Consider the following 15,348-nt stretch of genomic DNA (forward strand, 5'->3'; position numbering starts at 1 on the left):
GCCCAGTGCAGAGACGAGGAACATCCAGACAGACAGAGACCCAAGTGCAACCCGACGTGCGGGAATCGCGAGTCGTCGGTTACTGCCGGGCAGCGCTCGACGTCCACTCGGTAACGGCGTCGGTGTAGAAGGCCATCCGTTCGCGCAGGGCATTCGGTTCGATCCCGAACTCCTCTGGGCGGTACCGGTGTCTGCCCTTGCCATGACGCGGCTGCTCCCCGTTGTGCTCGGCGAGCATCGCCGCGACGTCCGGGGCATCGAGATCGGCTGCTGCATAGACACGTTCGACGGTCTCCCCGGGGCGGGACACCAGGTCCCGGTAGTCGAGGTCGACGACGGTCGCCGATCCGGCCGTACGGGAATCACGGAACTCAAGCGCTCGACGGAACCACAACTCCGACTGCTCGATCTGGAACCGGCCGACGTCGTGACCGTCGACCTCGTCGCTGTAGGTCGACCGGTAGGTCGCGAACAGGCTGGCACCCGACGCCACGGTCTCCACGATGTCGCGGTGTAGATGGACGATGCAGACACCGGGGTATGTCCGGGCCAGGGCGGCCAGTTCGGGCGTGTGGGCCGGCGCCTTCAGCAGCCATCGCCGCCGGGACCCGTCGTCGAGGATCTGCAGCATAGTGCGATGCGCTGCGTACTCACCGGTGAAATCCTGATCGGCCAGCCATCGGGAGTAGTTGTCGAGACGCATCGTCGAGCTGAAGCCCCAGTTGCGCATGGTCGTTCCCATGCCGAGTACGCACTCCTCGGGGAGGGCCGGTCCGGAATCGTGGACCGCGGCCATCGCCGGGTTCAGCACGTGGAGCGGGTTGGGCTCGGCAGTTTGGGTGTCGATCAGCCGTTCGCGTTGCTCCGGGGACAGCCTCGCGACCCGCCACGGGGCATACAGCTCGACTGGACGCGGCGCGCGGAGCCTGGGGTCGCGCGCCATGAGTCGGTACAGGAACGTCGTCCCGGTGCGCCAGCCGCCGATGATCACGATCGGCGGGAGCACCTCGCGTTCGGCCACTTCCGGGCTCTCCCGCACGGTCTTGTCGAAGATGGAGCGCGCCCGCAGTTTGCCGATCACCGCGTCCTGCGCGTTACGGATTCCGACAGCGTTGAGACGGCCGTCCTCGGTCGCCGACGCCAGGTACTGTTCCAGGCCCGGCCGCCACAGTGCCGGGTCGCCCAATCCCTCGACACCGTGCCCGGCAGTGGCCCGTTCGACGATGGTGTCGGTTGCCTCGACCCCCAGCCGGTACCGCTCGGGGCGGGCAACCCGATCGGCTTCTGCGGCCGCGTAGATGCTCTCGGCGACCTCGCTCCGCTGCGGCGGCGTCCACGTCATGATCACTCGCCTCGCAGGTCGTCGAGCCGGACCACCCGGGCGGACGGCAGTGGAGGTGTATCGACAGGCTGGAGGAAACGCATCACGATGATCCCGAAGTCGCGCCCCTCGGAGTCGATCCAGTCGCCCGAGCCGCCTGGGTTCTCCGCCGCGACAACGAATCGATACCGTCCGTCGACGACCGTCGCGGTCGCACCCGTATACGACACCGGGCGGTACCGGAAGTCGAGCGAGTTCAGAAAGCGGCTGTACGCCAATATGTTCCAGTATCGACACTCCACGACATCCCCCTCGATGGCCAGTGCCTCGCCGGGTCCGAGCTGCCAGCCGCCGCGGACGTAGTGGATTCCGGGTTCGGTGAACACAGCGCCACCGGCCATCTCCGACCAGTGACGCAGGACGTTCGGCGGATCGAGATCGTCTTTGGTCGACATCTCGAAGATCGTCGGGAGTATCGAGGTCGTGGCCGCCAGGGTGCCGAGCGACGACGCGAATCTCCCCGCGTCGATGGGCGGCGGCACCGGCGGTTCGACGATCGGTTCGATACTGCACCAGCCCAGTTCGTCCTTCTCGACGTCGTCGTGGAAGAACCGGACCCAGACGGCGCCGGACTTCTCCGGCAACTCCAGCCAGTCGCCGGCTCCCGGTGCGGAACCGCCGAGGTCGATCTCGAAACTGCCGTCGTCGTCGAATCCGATGGCGTCGCTGTCGATGCGGGCCGTCGCCTCCGAGCCGATGCCGCCCGTCCGGCGGTAGACGGTCACCGACATGTACGACGCGTCGCCGCGGTTCCCGCGGATCCGGTAGACACGATCACCACGAACCTCGGTGACCCAGTACCGGAAATCGGGGTTGTCCATCAGGAACTTGTGCCGCCACCCGTTGAACGGCACGAGCTCCGGGCGTTCTCGGTCGACTTCGAGGCGTGACAACTGATTCGACAACCCGCGCACCAGGGCGCGGAATCCGTCGGCCTGTTCTGCCGGGTCCAGGCCCGCGGTGTCGGCGGCGAGTTTGTCACCTGCGGAGCGGAGCGCGTCGATGAGACCGTTCCATGCGGCGACCTCTGGTCGAGCGTCCTCGGTCACGGGAGCCGGACCCGGTCGTCGTGCCGGTAATGAGGTCCGACGTCGTCGATGAGGATGCCCGGTTCGGCGTCGACCACCGCCGGGATGGCGTCGAGCACGGCTCGCACCGACGCGGTCGTGATCGGGTTGGTGTGGCCGGACCCGATGCCGAACTCCAGTTGGGTGCGCATCTCGGCCGGTTCGCCGCTGATGACGAGCGTGTACGCGATCGGGCTGGTGAACCCGCCGAACGGGAGATCATCGCCGCGAAACACGACTTCGGCGCCGGGAGCGGAGCGAGCGGGCCGAGTGGGTACCGAAGCGAGATACCAGCATTCCTCGTTGGTGAAGAAATGATGGTCGCCGAGGTAGCCGCGATGCGTCAGGTGCAGGGCGGCAGCAGTGCCCTTCTTGATCGCCGTCGCGCCGACCTGCGCATCTCGTTCGGCGGGGATGCCGCGCAGTGACGTCTCGACCCTCACCTCGGAACTGTCCGCGCCGTACAGCGCGTGCGCGACGTTGCCGGTGAGATCGCCGTAGTAGATGTCGCCGCCGCGTGCGACCGGGGACTCGGCGCCGAGGGAATCGAGTTCGGCGCCGAATCCGAGCGCTCCCAACCCGCCCCACATCGACCCGGCGCGGGAGAAGTCGACGGCCTCAACCGATCGCACATGACTGACCGACGACATCGCCTTGGCCATCGTCATCGCGACCCGCTCGACGATGAAAGTCGGATGGACGCCGGTCCCGTGCAGCGTGGCGCCGCCCGTGTGGCACGCCTCCAACATGCGTTGCGGGGACTTGCGGAAAGGGCTGAGCCAGTTCGGCATCGACACGTTGTGGTACGCCGCGGTCGCCACGACGTTCTTCCCCGCTTCGAGCAGATCGATGACGTCGTCGTCGAGTCCCTTGATCACCGCGGCCGGCGCCGGGGTGAGGACGACACAGTCCACGTCGAGGTCCTTGAAGGCCGCGCGGTCGCGGGTGGCGGCGATCCCGATCGGGTCGGACCGCACCAGCTCGCCGATGTCCTTGCCCTCCTTCTCGCGGTTGTGGACGAGGGCGCCGACGATCTCGAAGGCGGGGTCGGCGAGTGCGGCCCGGATGACGGCGCCGCCCACCTCGCCGGGACCCCAGACGGCGATGCGATACGGGCGACGGGGAGGGGAGTCCCCGGTTCCCGTCGTCGGTGTAGGACTGGTCTGCGTCATGGGCGGCCCTCGGGGACGGTGAAGTGGAATCGCTTGCTTCCTGTTGGAGAGAATCTGCCCGGCGGGCACAGGTGTGTCAAGGACCACACTGTGTGGCCGCGTGTTGAGTGAAACTCGCTCAACTTTTTCCAGCTATCCGGGAACAAACCCGGAAGGGGTCCCGTTACACACTTCGAGAAACCTGAGTGACACTGACTCAAGTAAGTTTGACTCGACGCTCCGATGTGAGTAGGACATGAGTCGGACGCACTGAAGTCCGGTCCCGCTGGGTTTCGGACATCATCCCCGCGTCAGCGAACCGCGGGGCCAAAGGACTTGGGTGCACACCCACAAACTAGGAGGAAGCCAAACATGTCTCGTGCTGTTGGAATCGACCTCGGCACCACCAACTCCGTGGTTTCGGTGCTCGAAGGTGGCGAAGCGTCGGTCATCGCCAACGCCGAGGGCTCGCGGACCACGCCGTCCGTGGTCGCCTTTGCGCGTAACGGCGAGGTGCTCGTCGGTCAGCCGGCAAAGAACCAGGCGGTCACGAACGTCGACCGCACCATCCGCTCGGTCAAGCGCCACATGGGTGAGGGTGACTGGACGGTCGAGATCGACGACAAGAAGTACACCCCGCAGGAGATCAGCGCGCGCACGCTCATGAAGCTCAAGCGCGACGCCGAGGCCTACCTCGGTGAGGACGTCACCGACGCCGTGATCACCGTGCCCGCCTACTTCAACGACTCCCAGCGTCAGGCCACGAAGGAAGCCGGCCAGATCGCCGGCCTCAACGTGCTGCGCATCGTCAACGAGCCCACCGCGGCAGCCCTGGCCTACGGACTCGACAAGGGTGAGAAGGAACAGACCATCCTGGTCTTCGACCTCGGTGGCGGTACCTTCGACGTCTCGCTGCTCGAGATCGGCGACGGTGTGGTCGAGGTCCGCGCGACCTCCGGTGACAACCACCTCGGTGGTGACGACTGGGATCAGCGCGTCGTCGACTGGCTCGTCGAGAAGTTCAAGGCTCAGAACGGCATCGATCTGACCAAGGACAAGATGGCCCTGCAGCGTCTGCGTGAGGCTGCCGAGAAGGCCAAGATCGAACTGTCGAGCTCGCAGAGCACCTCGATCAACCTGCCGTACATCACCGTCGACGCCGACAAGAACCCGCTGTTCCTCGACGAGCAGCTGTCGCGCAGCGAATTCCAGCGGATCACCTCTGATCTGCTCGAGCGCACCCGCGCACCGTTCCAGGCCGTCATCAAGGATGCGGGCATCTCCGTCGGCGACATCGACCATGTCGTGCTCGTCGGTGGTTCGACCCGTATGCCGGCCGTCACCGACCTGGTGAAGGAGCTGACCGGTGGCCGCGAGCCCAACAAGGGCGTCAACCCGGACGAGGTCGTCGCCGTCGGTGCCGCGCTGCAGGCCGGCGTCCTGCGCGGCGAGGTCAAGGACGTGCTGCTGCTCGACGTCACCCCGCTGTCTCTCGGCATCGAGACCAAGGGCGGCGTGATGCACAAGCTGATCGAGCGCAACACCACCATCCCGACCAAGCGCTCGGAGACCTACACCACGGCCGAGGACAACCAGCCGTCGGTGCAGATCCAGGTGTACCAGGGTGAGCGTGAGATCGCCTCGCACAACAAGCTGCTCGGCAGCTTCGAGCTGGGCGGCATCGCGCCTGCGCCGCAGGGTGTCCCGCAGATCGAGGTGACCTTCGACATCGACGCCAACGGCATCGTGCACGTCACCGCGAAGGACAAGGGCACCGGCAAGGAGAACTCGATCCGCATCCAGGACGGTTCCGGCCTGAGCAAGGACGAGATCGACCGCATGATCAAGGACGCCGAGGCGCACGCCGACGAGGACCGCAAGCGTCGCGAGGAGGCCGAGACCCGCAACCAGGCGGAGTCGCTGGTCCACCAGACCGAGAAGTTCCTCAAGGACAACGAGGACAAGGTCCCGGCCGATGTGAAGGAAAAGGTCGAGGCCGCGGTCAACGACGCCAAGGAAGCGCTGAAGGGCACCGACTCGGCCGCGATCAAGACCGCGATCGAGAAGCTGTCGGAGGAGTCGCAGGCTCTCGGCCAGGCGATCTACGCCAACGCTGCTGCGGAGTCCGCCGACGGTGAGGCCGGCGCTGCCGCCGACAGTGATCCCGATGTCGTCGACGCCGAGGTCGTGGACGACGCCGACACCAAGGAGAACAAGTGACCGCAGGATCCCATTCGTCGAATGGGTCCGGCGAGGAGCCGGTGACGGTGACCGATCGTCGTCGCATCGACCCGGAAACGGGTGAGGTGCGCGACGAGCCGGCCGCCGGCCCCGGCCCGGCCGACGCCGAACCCGTCGTGGACGAGTCCGACACCGAACAGCCGGCCGACGAGGCGTCCCCGGACGCCCGGCTCGCCGAGCTGACGGCCGACCTGCAGCGGGAACGCGCCCAGTTCGCCAACTTCCGGCGGCGAGCTGCCGAGGAGAAGCAGGGATCGGTTGCCTACGGCAAGCAGATCCTGATCGACAAGCTCCTCCCGGTTCTCGACGACCTCGACCGTGCCCGCGAGCACGGCGATCTCGAGACCGGCCCGCTCCGGGCAGTCGCCGACAAGCTGACCGCAGTGCTGAACGCCGAGGGCCTCGAGTCCTTCGGCGCCGCGGGTGAGGAGTTCAACCCCGAACTCCACGAAGCGGTTCAGCACGACGGCACCGGAGACCACCCGGTCATCGGCGCGGTGTACCGCTGCGGTTACCGGCTGGGCGAGAAGGTGATCCGCACCGCCATGGTGACGGTCACCGATCCCGAGCCCGCCGGCGACCGGACCGGTGCACAATAGAACGACCGTTTGTGGCCCTGAGGTGCGAGGAGCGAGCCTGCGACTCGCACCTCAGGGCTCTCCGGCGAGAGTACGAACACGAGTACAACTGAAATACCCATCCAGACAACAGAAGACTTGAAGGAGGTGACGTCTGGTGGCTCCACAACGTGAGTGGTTGGAACATGACTTCTACAAGGACCTGGGCGTTGCTTCTGACGCTTCGGCTGAAGAGATCAAGAAGGCCTACCGCAAGCTCGCACGCGAGCTGCACCCGGATGCCAATCCCGGCGATTCCGCGGCCGAAGAGCGCTTCAAGCGGGTGTCCGAAGCACACAGCGTGCTGAGCGATCCGGAGAAGCGCAAAGAGTACGACGAGACCCGTGCCATGTTCGCCGGCGGACGATTCCGTGGCGGTGGCAGCGGCTTCCCGGGCGGCGGTTTCCCCGGCGGCGGTACGACGTACACGACCGGTGGTGGCGACTTCGACCTCGGCGACCTGTTCGGCGGCGGCCAGACCGGCGGCGGTGGCGGATTCGGCGACATCTTCGACGGACTCTTCAACCGTGGTGGCGGATCCCAGCGCACGTCGACGGCCAGCCGTCCCCGTCGCGGCAAGGACCTCGAAACCGAGACGACGCTGTCCTTCAAGGACGCGGCACTCGGCACGACGGTCCCGCTGCGGGTGACCAGCCCGTCCCCGTGCACCACCTGTCATGGGTCGGGTGCCAAGCCCGGCACCAGCCCGCGAGTGTGCCCCAACTGCAACGGCTCCGGTTTCGTCAGCCGCAACGAGGGCGCCTTCGGGTTCAGCGAACCCTGCCAGGACTGCCAGGGCACCGGCTCGCGGATCGACGACCCGTGCACCGACTGCTCCGGCAGCGGAGTCAAGAACCGGACGCGCACCATCAACGTGCGTATCCCGGCCGGAGTCGAAGACGGACAACGGATTCGGCTCGCCGGACAGGGCGAGGCCGGACGCCGGGGGGCGCCGTCGGGCGACCTCTACGTCGTCGTCCACGTCACGCCGCACAAGCAGTTCACGCGCAGCGGCAACGACCTCCGGGTGCAGCTCCCGGTGCGGATCTCCGAACTCGTTCTCGGCGCGACGGTCTCGGTACCCACGCTCGAGGGCTCGGTCGGGGTCAAGATCCCGCCGAACACCACCGACGGCCGGACGCTCCGCGTGCGCGGTCGCGGCGTCCCCAAGCGGTCCGGCGGTGCAGGTGACCTGCTCGTGACGGTGAAGGTCGCGGTGCCGGACAAGCTCGACGACGCCGCGATCGAGGCGATGCGTGCCTACGATCAGGCCGAGAGGGCGAGCGGTTTCGATCCACGGGCGAACTGGGGGAAGTGAGTCATGGCCGGTCAGAAGAACTTCGACGCCGACGGCGCGACCTTCATGATCTCGGTGGCCGCCGAGCTCGCCGGCATGCACGCGCAGACCCTGCGGACCTATGACCGGCTGGGTCTGGTCACCCCGCAGCGCACGAGTGGCGGCGGTCGCCGCTACTCGTCCCGCGACGTCGACCTCCTGCGTGAGATCCAGCGTCTCTCGCAGGAGGAGGGCGTCAACCTCGCAGGGATCAAACGGATCATCGACCTGAGCAATCAGGTCGAGGCGCTGCAGCAGCGCGTCCGTGAACTCTCCGACGAGGTCGCCGCGTCGCGGAACCGACGCGGGGGCGAGCTCGTCCCGGTGCCCCGGACCAATGCGCTGGTCGTGTGGCAGCCGCGGCGGAAGCGATCCGGCGACTGAACGGTCGGGCTCGTTCCACCAGGGCGATCAACGGCTCCCGCGTACGTTGGATGTATGGCTTCCGACACCGTCACCACCGTTGACACGGGCTCGCACCGCGTTTCACGGCGCATCGTCGTGGACGCGCCGGCTGCCGAGGTCTTCGCCCTCATCGCCAACCCGCATCGTCATCCCGAACTGGACGGTTCGGGAACGGTGCGGGACACGCCCGTCAAGGGCCCGGAAAAGCTCACCCCCGGCGCGCGATTCAGCGTCGGGATGAAGCAGTTCGGCGTCCCGTACACGATCACCTCCACCGCGACCGACGTCGACACCGACCGCGTCGTCGAGTGGAAGCACCCCATGGGCCATCGCTGGCGCTGGGACCTCGTCGCCACGTCGCCGACGACCACACAGGTCACCGAGACCTTCGACTACTCCACGCTCAAGTTTCCGAAGATCATGGAGCTGATCGGATATGACAAGAAGAACGGGCAGGGCATCGAGGGCACCCTCCGTGCCCTCGCGAACCGGTTCGGCTGATACCACCGCCATCTTGCCGACAGCATGTCGATAAGATGGCGGAGACCTATCGGACCCGAACCAGGAGTCGACGAAATGTTCGTGATCACCAACCGCATCGATGTCACCGAGAACGCCGAGGCCTTCGAGAAGGCATTCTCGGACTCCATGCGCACCACGCTGAAGGGTGTTCCCGGCCTGCACCGCGCCACCCTGATGCGTCCCGAGGCCGAGGGCCTGCCCTACGTCTCCACCATGGAGTTCGACGCCAAGGAGGACTTCCTGGCGTGGCTGAAGTCTGATTCGTTCCGCGCATCGCACTCCGACGACCAGGCCCCGGGCATGCAGGCTCCGTCGGCCGTCGAGCAGCACACCCTGATCGAGACCTTCAACGCCTGATCAGGCCGTCCCGGGGCGGCCGCGAAAGGAAGCCCCTCCATGGAGTTCCAGGACGATGCGCCGTCATCCGGCGAGGAAGCGGTGGTCGTCCTCGGAGTCGTGGCCGCTCCCGGGCAACCGATCGGGCTCGCGCGCAAGCTCGTCGACGCGGACCTGATCGAGCACGTCCAGACCAGCTACCCCGGGGCCCGATGGCAGATCGAGGTCGTCGAAGCATCCGTGGTGCAGCCGCCCGCGACCGATGCCCAGATCGTCGACGCCGCGAGAGACGTTCTCCTCGAACGTGAATGGGACCTGGTGGTCTGCCTGACCGACCTTCCCCTGCACGTCGGCAGACGCCCCGTCGTGGCGCATGCCAATGCGGTGCACGGCGTCGCGGTCCTGTCGGTACCCGCCCTCGGCCCGACCGGGCTACGGCAGCGGGCGCGGACGACGGTCATCGGCCTCCTCGGCCGACTCCTCGGCGCCGACGCCGACGACCTCCGAGACCACGAGAAGTCACCGTCGACGTCGCCGCTGCGGCACCGGGTCCGCCAGTTGGGCACCGACGTCGACGACGAGGGCACCGCCTTCACCGCCCGGGTGCTCACCGGCAATCTCCGGCTCCTCTCGGGGATGGTGCGCGCCAACCGGCCGTGGCGCCTCGCGCTCGGACTGACCCGGGCCCTGACCGGTGCCATCGCCGCCGGAGTCTTCGCACTGGTCACCGCCGACATCTGGCTGCTCGCCGACACGTTCGGCTGGGTCCGTCTCACCGGCGTCGCCGTCGGCTCGATCGTCGCCATCACCGCCACTTTGATCATCGGCGCCGACCTCTGGGAACGGGGAACGTCCCGGCAGTCGCGCGAACAGATCGTCCTGTTCAACACCGTCACCGTCATCACCGTCGTGCTGGGGGTCGCGGCGTTCTATGCCGCGCTCTTCGTCCTTGCGACCGTCGGCGCCCTGTGCCTCGTGGTCCCTCAGGTCTTCGGCGACGCCCTCGGTCACGATCCCGGGATCACCGACTACCTGGAGGTCGCGTGGCTGACGTGCTCGCTCGCCACCGTCGGCGGGGCGCTCGGTGCCGGGTTGGAGACCGACGAGGCGGTACGCGACGCCGCGTACACCCAGCATCCTGCCGAGTCGGTCTGACGGGGTACCACCGACGGTCCGGCTGCCACGGATTCGGCCCCAGCCGCTAGGCTGCATGGGCAAACGTCGATGTGGAGGTGACGATGACCCAAGATCCGGCGAGCGGGGGACTGCCCGGATCCGTGGTTCTCGGGATATCCGTCGTGGACGATCAGATCGCGTCCGTGGTGCGCGACGCCGATGGACACATCCTGGCCAGTAACCTCGTCGACCTGCCCGATCCGTCGGCTTCCGCGGTAGAGGCCGCGATCGTCGAGCTGGTCGATTCGGTGCCGGTGGTCGTCGATCAGATCGGGATCTCGGTGTCCCGCGAGGACGTCCGCAAGCACCTGGCACAGGCCTTCGGGTCGAGTGGCGCCGCCGAGTCCTGGTACGACCGTGTCGTCGTCACCGGTTACGCCTCGGCACTCGCCGAGATCGCGTGCACTCATGCCACCCGTGGTGGCGTCGTCGCCGTCGTGGACCTCGATCGTGATGCCGCTCCGGCGTCCGGTACGACGGCGGCCACGGTCGACACGACGTCGGGAGCGGTCCTCGGAACGGCCGATTTCACCACCCACCGTCTGGCGCCCGTCACCGATCCGAACGGGGCGTCGGCGCTGGCGACCGCGGTCGCCAAGCTGCCGCGCGGTCGCGACATCACCTCGATCATCGTGGTCGGGCCCGGTGCGGAGATGCCGGGTATCGCACCCGCCTTCGAATACGCCGCCCAGCGGCCCGTCGCCGTCGCCGACAATCCGCCGCTCGCGTCCGCGATCGGAGCGGCCGACGCCGCCCTGGTGGCACTCTCCGCCCCTGCTCCGGCTGCACGGGTGTCCACCGGACGACGCTGGTGGTTCGTCGGCGCCGCGATCGGCGCCGCGGTGTTCCTCGGCGCGGTCGGACTGACCCTCCTCCTGGCCGCCGAGGCCGACGCTCCGGAACCGACTCCCGTGACGGTCACCGAGACACCCGCGGCCGTCACGATCACCGCCGACGCGAAGACGGTCACCCGGACCGAGACCGAGACCGAGAGGGCCCGCACGACGACGGTCACCAGCGCGCCGCGCCCGGTCACCCGGACGACCACGGTCACCGAGGAGATCCCGGGACCGTTCACGATCACCGAGACCGAGACGACCACGGTCGAGGTGCCCGCAGCATCGCCGGCGCCCTGACGCGTCGACCCGCGGTCAGTACACGGGGTCGTGCTGGATGTGGCTCGCGCGGACCCCGGCGATGATGAGTTTGCGTCGGGTCGCCTCGATCATCTGAGCCGATCCGGCGATGAGCACCTGGTGGTCCGCCCAGTTCCCGGCGTCGGCGACGACGTCGGCGAGTGTGCCGATCTCGTGGTCGATCCCCAGTTCGGCCGGTGTCGCCACCGCGGTGATCCACCACGGGTCGCTCTCCTCCTCCGACACCGCGGTGACCTGCAACCAGGGATTGGTGGAGGCGATCCGCCGCAGGACACTCAGGTCGTACAGCTCGCCGGGGTAGCGCATCCCGTAGAAGATGTGCGTCGGCGGCGAGTCCGCGCGCTTGGACATCTCGATGAGCAGGGCGCGCAGCGGGGCGAGTCCGGTGCCGCCGGCCACCATCAGGACGGGCCGATCCCGGTCGACGTGCAGCGTGCCGTGACTCTGCGACAGGGTCCAGACGTCGCCGACGCTGGTCTCGCTGACGATGGCCGAGCTGACCGTCCCGCCCTGGATCGCTCGCACGTGGAACTCCAGCTCACCGGCCGGGTTCGGCGGGATCGACGGTGAGAAGTTGCGCCACTGCTTGGGCCACTGCGGGACGTGCACCTCGAGGTACTGGCCGACGTGGAACGTCAGTGGCGCGTGCGAGATGAGACGTACGACGGCCAGGTCGCGGCTGATGCGGTACTTCTCCACGACTTCGGCCGTCCACCGCGCGGGGTGGGTGGCGGTCTCGGCGGCCCCGCGCATCACGCCGGTGACCAGCATCATCGCCTGGGAGACGGTCTGCTGCGCCTCGTCGTCCCAGTACCCCTCCATGAGACTGGCGAACTCGCCCATGAGGGCCGCGTACATCACGTGGTAGTGCTCTGGTTCGACCCCGAACTTGCGATGGTCGCGGCCGAGCTGGGCGAGGAACTCGACGAGGTCGGCGTGGCCGGACTCCGCGGGAATGGCCTCGAGGACGTGATCGATCACGCGATGGAAGGCGATCTGCTGTGCGGCCATCGAGACGCCGAACAGATCCCTGAGGTCGGGATCGATCGCGAACATCCGGGTGTAGACGTTGGTCACGAACCGGTCGGGCTGTCGGTTCACCGCTGTTCGCAGCTGATGCAACGTGTGGCGTGAGTGGCTCGCCATTCTCTGTGGACAACCTCCGTCGGCGTTCGTCCCCCGCCTGTTCCGAGAGCTCAACCCTAACGTCCGACGGTACAGAATTCAGGATCCGTCATCGTATGTCGGACTGTGATCCGGTGTGGCAAGGTACCACCATGACGTCCCTCGACGGTGTCCTCCCGGCCATCGTCGACGCGCATGTGCAGCACTGGAATCCGCGGCGCACCCCATGGGCGGTGACCCGCTCGTCGCGGCTGTACGGGTTCGTCCCCCGATTGGGGGACCGGGCATTCCCGTTCATCGCCTCGCGCGCCGACCGGGAGTTCGTGCTGACACCGCGAACGGTCGCGCGCCCGTACGAGCCGCGGCAGTACGCGACCGACGCGGCTCTGGTCTCGACGGTCGTCGGGGTGCCCATCGACACCGTGGTGCATGTCGAGTCGCACTGGCGTAAGGCACTACCCGCAGGGGAGCAGGCGTCGGCGCACAGCACTGCCGTGGAGGAGACGCGCTATCTGGAGCGACTCCCGTTCGGCCACTCCGGGGCCCCGCGTCTGGGGGCGATCGTGGCCCACGGCGACCCGCGCGACCAGGACTTCGCCGAGATGCTGGATCAACAATCCGCGGTCTCGCCGCGGGTCCGGGGTATCCGCCTGGTGGCGACGCGCCATCCCGATCCGCGCGTCCGCGACGGCGGCGACGCCGACAACATCCTGGCTTCGGCCGCCTTCCTCGACGGTTTCGCCGAACTGGCCGCGCGGAAGCTCGTCTTCGAGGCGGCGGTGTACTCCCATCAGCTCTACGACGTCATCGTGCTGGCGCGGGAGTATCCCGACACGACGATCGTCCTGAACCACTTCGGGATACCGGCCGGGGTGTTCGGCCCCATCGGGACGCGTACCGGTGCGACGGCTGCGGCGCGCGCGGACATCTGGCGGTTGTGGCGGGAACGGATGACCACCCTGGCGTCGTATCGCAATGTGGTGGTGAAGCTTTCCGGGTTGGCGATGCCGGTTCTCGGCTACGGCCACGAACGGTGGGGCAACATCGGGGGACAGGCGACGCTGTGCGAGATGATCGGCCCGTTCGTCGAACACGTCGTCGCCCACTTCGGTTCGGACCGCATCATGTTCGGCTCGAACTACCCGATCGACCGCCCGAACGCGGCGGTCGACGTCCTCATCGGCGCGCTCGTCGACTGTGCGTCCCAGTGGGGGGACGAGGCGCTGCGACGTATCTTCCGGGACACCGCGGTTCGCGTCTACGGACTCGACGAGACCTGACCTGACCTGACCTGACCTGACCTGCGGGCGGTTCGTCATGGATGGCGCGGACGTCCCCACCATCGTGAGCGGGTCGGTTCGGGGACAGGCACGTCACGCATGAGGCGTACCAGGATGTCGACGAGATCCGAGCACGTCGGATAGCGGTCCTGCGGTGATTTGGCAAGTGCTTTGGCGAAGATCGAATCCATCGCCGACGGTAGCCACGGACGGCGCCGGGTCAGGCGCGGCGGATCGTCGTTGATGTGTGCGTGGGTGATCGCGAAGGACGTGTGACGCGGGTACGGCGGTGTGCCGGTGAACAGTTCGACGAGGCTGCACGCGAACGAGTAATTGTCGCTGGCCGGTGAAAGGCGATGTGCTTGAAGCAGTTCCGGCGAGGCATACCCGATGGAACCCTGAACCCGGCCGTTGCGTGCGAGCGGCCGTGTGTCGTCGAGGAACTGGGCGATCCCGAAATCGGAGAGATAGGCGTCGACCGGGGTGGAGTCGTCCGCGTCGGGGCCGAGCGGTCGGGAGAGCAGGATGTTGGCCGGCTTGACGTCGCGGTGGAGGATCTCCTGGCCGTGTGCGTAGTCGAGGGCGCCGGCGATCTGCGCGGCAACCCGCAGGATCGTGTCCACGTCGGGTTCGGTGTCGTCACCGGGGATGAGTGCGGTGGCCGCCGGGCCGGCGGCGTATTGCATCGCCAGCCACATCGAAGGCTGGTGGCGCGGGCCGGGAGAGCCGGGCGGCGCGACGATCTCGCCATGCGCGCGCATCCGGACGATGTGCGGGTGGTCGAGAAGAGATGCGATGCCGAACTCGCGCTCGAACCGTTCGCGGACCCGGGCGTGATCGGCGGCATTCGGGTGCAGAACCTTGAGCGCGACCGGCCCGTCGCCGTCATCGCGATGGGCGCGGAAGACGTCCGCGCTCGCACCACCGCCGACGAATTCGTCGATGGTGAAACCGTCCACGCGGTCGCCAACCTCGAACACCCTGCCCAGAGTAGAGCGACGACGATCCGCGGGCGCGGTGCCGGACGAGGGTGTCGAGACCCGGGTACCGGAATCGGGCTCGACCGTCAGGATTTCGGTGTCAGCCGGAAGATCGGGAACTTTCGCCCCTGGGCGGTCTCGGTGTACTTGACGAACTGATCGGTGAACGCCGTGAACTTGGCCCAGGCGGCATCCCAGTCGGCGTCGGTGATCTCGACGACCTGCGTCTCGTGACGTTCGATGCCCTCGGTTGCCGGGGCCTCGACGGCGACCGAGTCGGGGTGCGCCCGAAGGTTGTGCACCCAGGCCGGCGTGGTCGGCGAACCCGCGAAAGATCCGATGACGAGCCACGACCCGTCGTCGGCGAGGCCGAACAGCGGGCCGATGCGCGGCTGGCCGGACTTGGCGCCGAGGGTGTGCAGCAGGACGAGGTTTCTCCCGAAACCCGCGGTCTCGACATGTCCGTTGTTGGCGCGGAACTCGTTGATGATGGTCGAACTGAAGTCGGTCACGATCTCCTTGATACGCCTGCGGAGCCCTGACCGGCAGGTGTGTCAAAGTGAAACCGCGGTCC

15 protein-coding genes are annotated in these 15,348 nt (G+C 67.6%); 9 read left to right on the forward strand and 6 right to left on the reverse strand.

Going from position 1 to position 15,348, the window contains the following annotated elements; translation table 11 throughout:
* Positions 1-79 precede the first annotated feature (79 nt).
* From LQD00_RS13985 to LQD00_RS13995, 3 genes are read right to left on the reverse strand one after another with little or no spacing between them, the layout of a single operon-like run.
* On the reverse strand, positions 80-1,345 hold the full coding sequence (locus tag LQD00_RS13985) for a sulfotransferase (RefSeq protein ID WP_232717904.1): 1,266 nt from the start codon (positions 1,343-1,345) through the stop codon (positions 80-82).
* On the reverse strand, positions 1,345-2,430 hold the full coding sequence (locus LQD00_RS13990; protein ID WP_232717795.1) for a DUF1214 domain-containing protein: 1,086 nt from the start codon (positions 2,428-2,430) through the stop codon (positions 1,345-1,347). The genes LQD00_RS13985 and LQD00_RS13990 overlap by 1 nt, the downstream gene beginning before the upstream one ends.
* Entirely contained in the window at positions 2,427-3,620 is a 1,194-nt protein-coding gene (locus LQD00_RS13995) for a hypothetical protein (protein WP_232717796.1), read from the reverse strand. Before LQD00_RS13995 ends, LQD00_RS13990 begins: the two co-directional genes overlap by 4 nt.
* A 351-nt stretch (positions 3,621-3,971) precedes the next feature.
* Here LQD00_RS13995 and dnaK point away from each other — a divergent pair, with 351 nt between their 5' ends.
* The 8 genes from dnaK (at position 3,972) to LQD00_RS14035 (ending at position 11,368) form a co-directional block, all read left to right on the forward strand.
* Positions 3,972-5,819 (forward strand): molecular chaperone DnaK, encoded by a 1,848-nt coding sequence (gene dnaK / locus LQD00_RS14000; protein ID WP_005195174.1) that lies wholly within the window; start codon positions 3,972-3,974, stop codon positions 5,817-5,819.
* Positions 5,816-6,439, forward strand: coding sequence for a nucleotide exchange factor GrpE (gene grpE, locus LQD00_RS14005; RefSeq protein WP_232717797.1), 624 nt, complete (start codon positions 5,816-5,818; stop codon positions 6,437-6,439). Before dnaK ends, grpE begins: the two co-directional genes overlap by 4 nt.
* Positions 6,440-6,575: 136 nt before the next feature.
* Positions 6,576-7,775: a molecular chaperone DnaJ gene (dnaJ, locus tag LQD00_RS14010; protein WP_232717798.1), complete on the forward strand. Its 1,200-nt coding sequence runs from the start codon at positions 6,576-6,578 to the stop codon at positions 7,773-7,775.
* 3 nt (positions 7,776-7,778) lie between these two features.
* Positions 7,779-8,177, forward strand: a complete 399-nt coding sequence (locus tag LQD00_RS14015; protein WP_005195171.1) for a heat shock protein transcriptional repressor HspR — start codon at positions 7,779-7,781, stop codon at positions 8,175-8,177.
* Between the two features lie 54 nt (positions 8,178-8,231).
* The gene (locus LQD00_RS14020) at positions 8,232-8,699 is read left to right on the forward strand and encodes an SRPBCC family protein (RefSeq protein WP_232717799.1); all 468 of its coding nucleotides are present in this window, start codon (positions 8,232-8,234) and stop codon (positions 8,697-8,699) included.
* Between the two features lie 75 nt (positions 8,700-8,774).
* The gene (locus LQD00_RS14025; protein WP_006868930.1) at positions 8,775-9,077 is read left to right on the forward strand and encodes an antibiotic biosynthesis monooxygenase family protein; all 303 of its coding nucleotides are present in this window, start codon (positions 8,775-8,777) and stop codon (positions 9,075-9,077) included.
* A gap of 39 nt (positions 9,078-9,116) precedes the next feature.
* A complete protein-coding gene (locus tag LQD00_RS14030) occupies positions 9,117-10,211 on the forward strand; it encodes a hypothetical protein (protein ID WP_232717800.1) in 1,095 nt (364 codons plus the stop codon).
* Between the two features lie 83 nt (positions 10,212-10,294).
* Entirely contained in the window at positions 10,295-11,368 is a 1,074-nt protein-coding gene (locus LQD00_RS14035) for a hypothetical protein (RefSeq protein ID WP_232717801.1), read from the forward strand.
* A gap of 15 nt (positions 11,369-11,383) precedes the next feature.
* On the opposite strand, the gene LQD00_RS14040 is transcribed toward LQD00_RS14035, so the two are convergent.
* Positions 11,384-12,535 carry an FAD-binding oxidoreductase gene (locus LQD00_RS14040; RefSeq protein ID WP_232717802.1) on the reverse strand — a complete coding sequence of 384 codons (1,152 nt, stop codon included), beginning with the start codon at positions 12,533-12,535 and terminating at the stop codon, positions 11,384-11,386.
* 131 nt (positions 12,536-12,666) lie between these two features.
* Here LQD00_RS14040 and LQD00_RS14045 point away from each other — a divergent pair, with 131 nt between their 5' ends.
* Positions 12,667-13,794, forward strand: coding sequence for an amidohydrolase family protein (locus LQD00_RS14045; RefSeq protein WP_232717803.1), 1,128 nt, complete (start codon positions 12,667-12,669; stop codon positions 13,792-13,794).
* 35 nt (positions 13,795-13,829) lie between these two features.
* Here the strand turns inward: LQD00_RS14045 and LQD00_RS14050 are convergent, their stop codons facing one another.
* Both LQD00_RS14050 and LQD00_RS14055 read right to left on the reverse strand, forming a co-directional pair.
* Entirely contained in the window at positions 13,830-14,774 is a 945-nt protein-coding gene (locus tag LQD00_RS14050; RefSeq protein ID WP_232717804.1) for a serine/threonine-protein kinase, read from the reverse strand.
* Between the two features lie 86 nt (positions 14,775-14,860).
* Positions 14,861-15,286, reverse strand: coding sequence for a nitroreductase/quinone reductase family protein (locus LQD00_RS14055; protein WP_232717805.1), 426 nt, complete (start codon positions 15,284-15,286; stop codon positions 14,861-14,863).
* Positions 15,287-15,348: the final 62 nt, after the last annotated feature.

Source organism: Gordonia metallireducens (genome assembly GCF_021245825.1).
Classification (GTDB): domain Bacteria; phylum Actinomycetota; class Actinomycetes; order Mycobacteriales; family Mycobacteriaceae; genus Gordonia; species Gordonia namibiensis.

Excerpts from the sequence above, each read along its gene's own strand:
- LQD00_RS13995 (WP_232717796.1), bottom strand. The coding sequence starts at position 3,620 with ATGACGCAGACCAGTCCTACACCGACGACGGGAACCGGGGACTCCCCT.
- dnaK (WP_005195174.1), top strand. The coding sequence starts at position 3,972 with ATGTCTCGTGCTGTTGGAATCGACCTCGGCACCACCAACTCCGTGGTT.
- LQD00_RS14015 (WP_005195171.1), top strand. The coding sequence starts at position 7,779 with ATGGCCGGTCAGAAGAACTTCGACGCCGACGGCGCGACCTTCATGATC.
- LQD00_RS14020 (WP_232717799.1), top strand. The coding sequence starts at position 8,232 with ATGGCTTCCGACACCGTCACCACCGTTGACACGGGCTCGCACCGCGTT.
- LQD00_RS14025 (WP_006868930.1), top strand. The coding sequence starts at position 8,775 with ATGTTCGTGATCACCAACCGCATCGATGTCACCGAGAACGCCGAGGCC.
- LQD00_RS14030 (WP_232717800.1), top strand. The coding sequence starts at position 9,117 with ATGGAGTTCCAGGACGATGCGCCGTCATCCGGCGAGGAAGCGGTGGTC.
- LQD00_RS14035 (WP_232717801.1), top strand. The coding sequence starts at position 10,295 with ATGACCCAAGATCCGGCGAGCGGGGGACTGCCCGGATCCGTGGTTCTC.
- LQD00_RS14040 (WP_232717802.1), bottom strand. The coding sequence starts at position 12,535 with ATGGCGAGCCACTCACGCCACACGTTGCATCAGCTGCGAACAGCGGTG.
- LQD00_RS14045 (WP_232717803.1), top strand. The coding sequence starts at position 12,667 with ATGACGTCCCTCGACGGTGTCCTCCCGGCCATCGTCGACGCGCATGTG.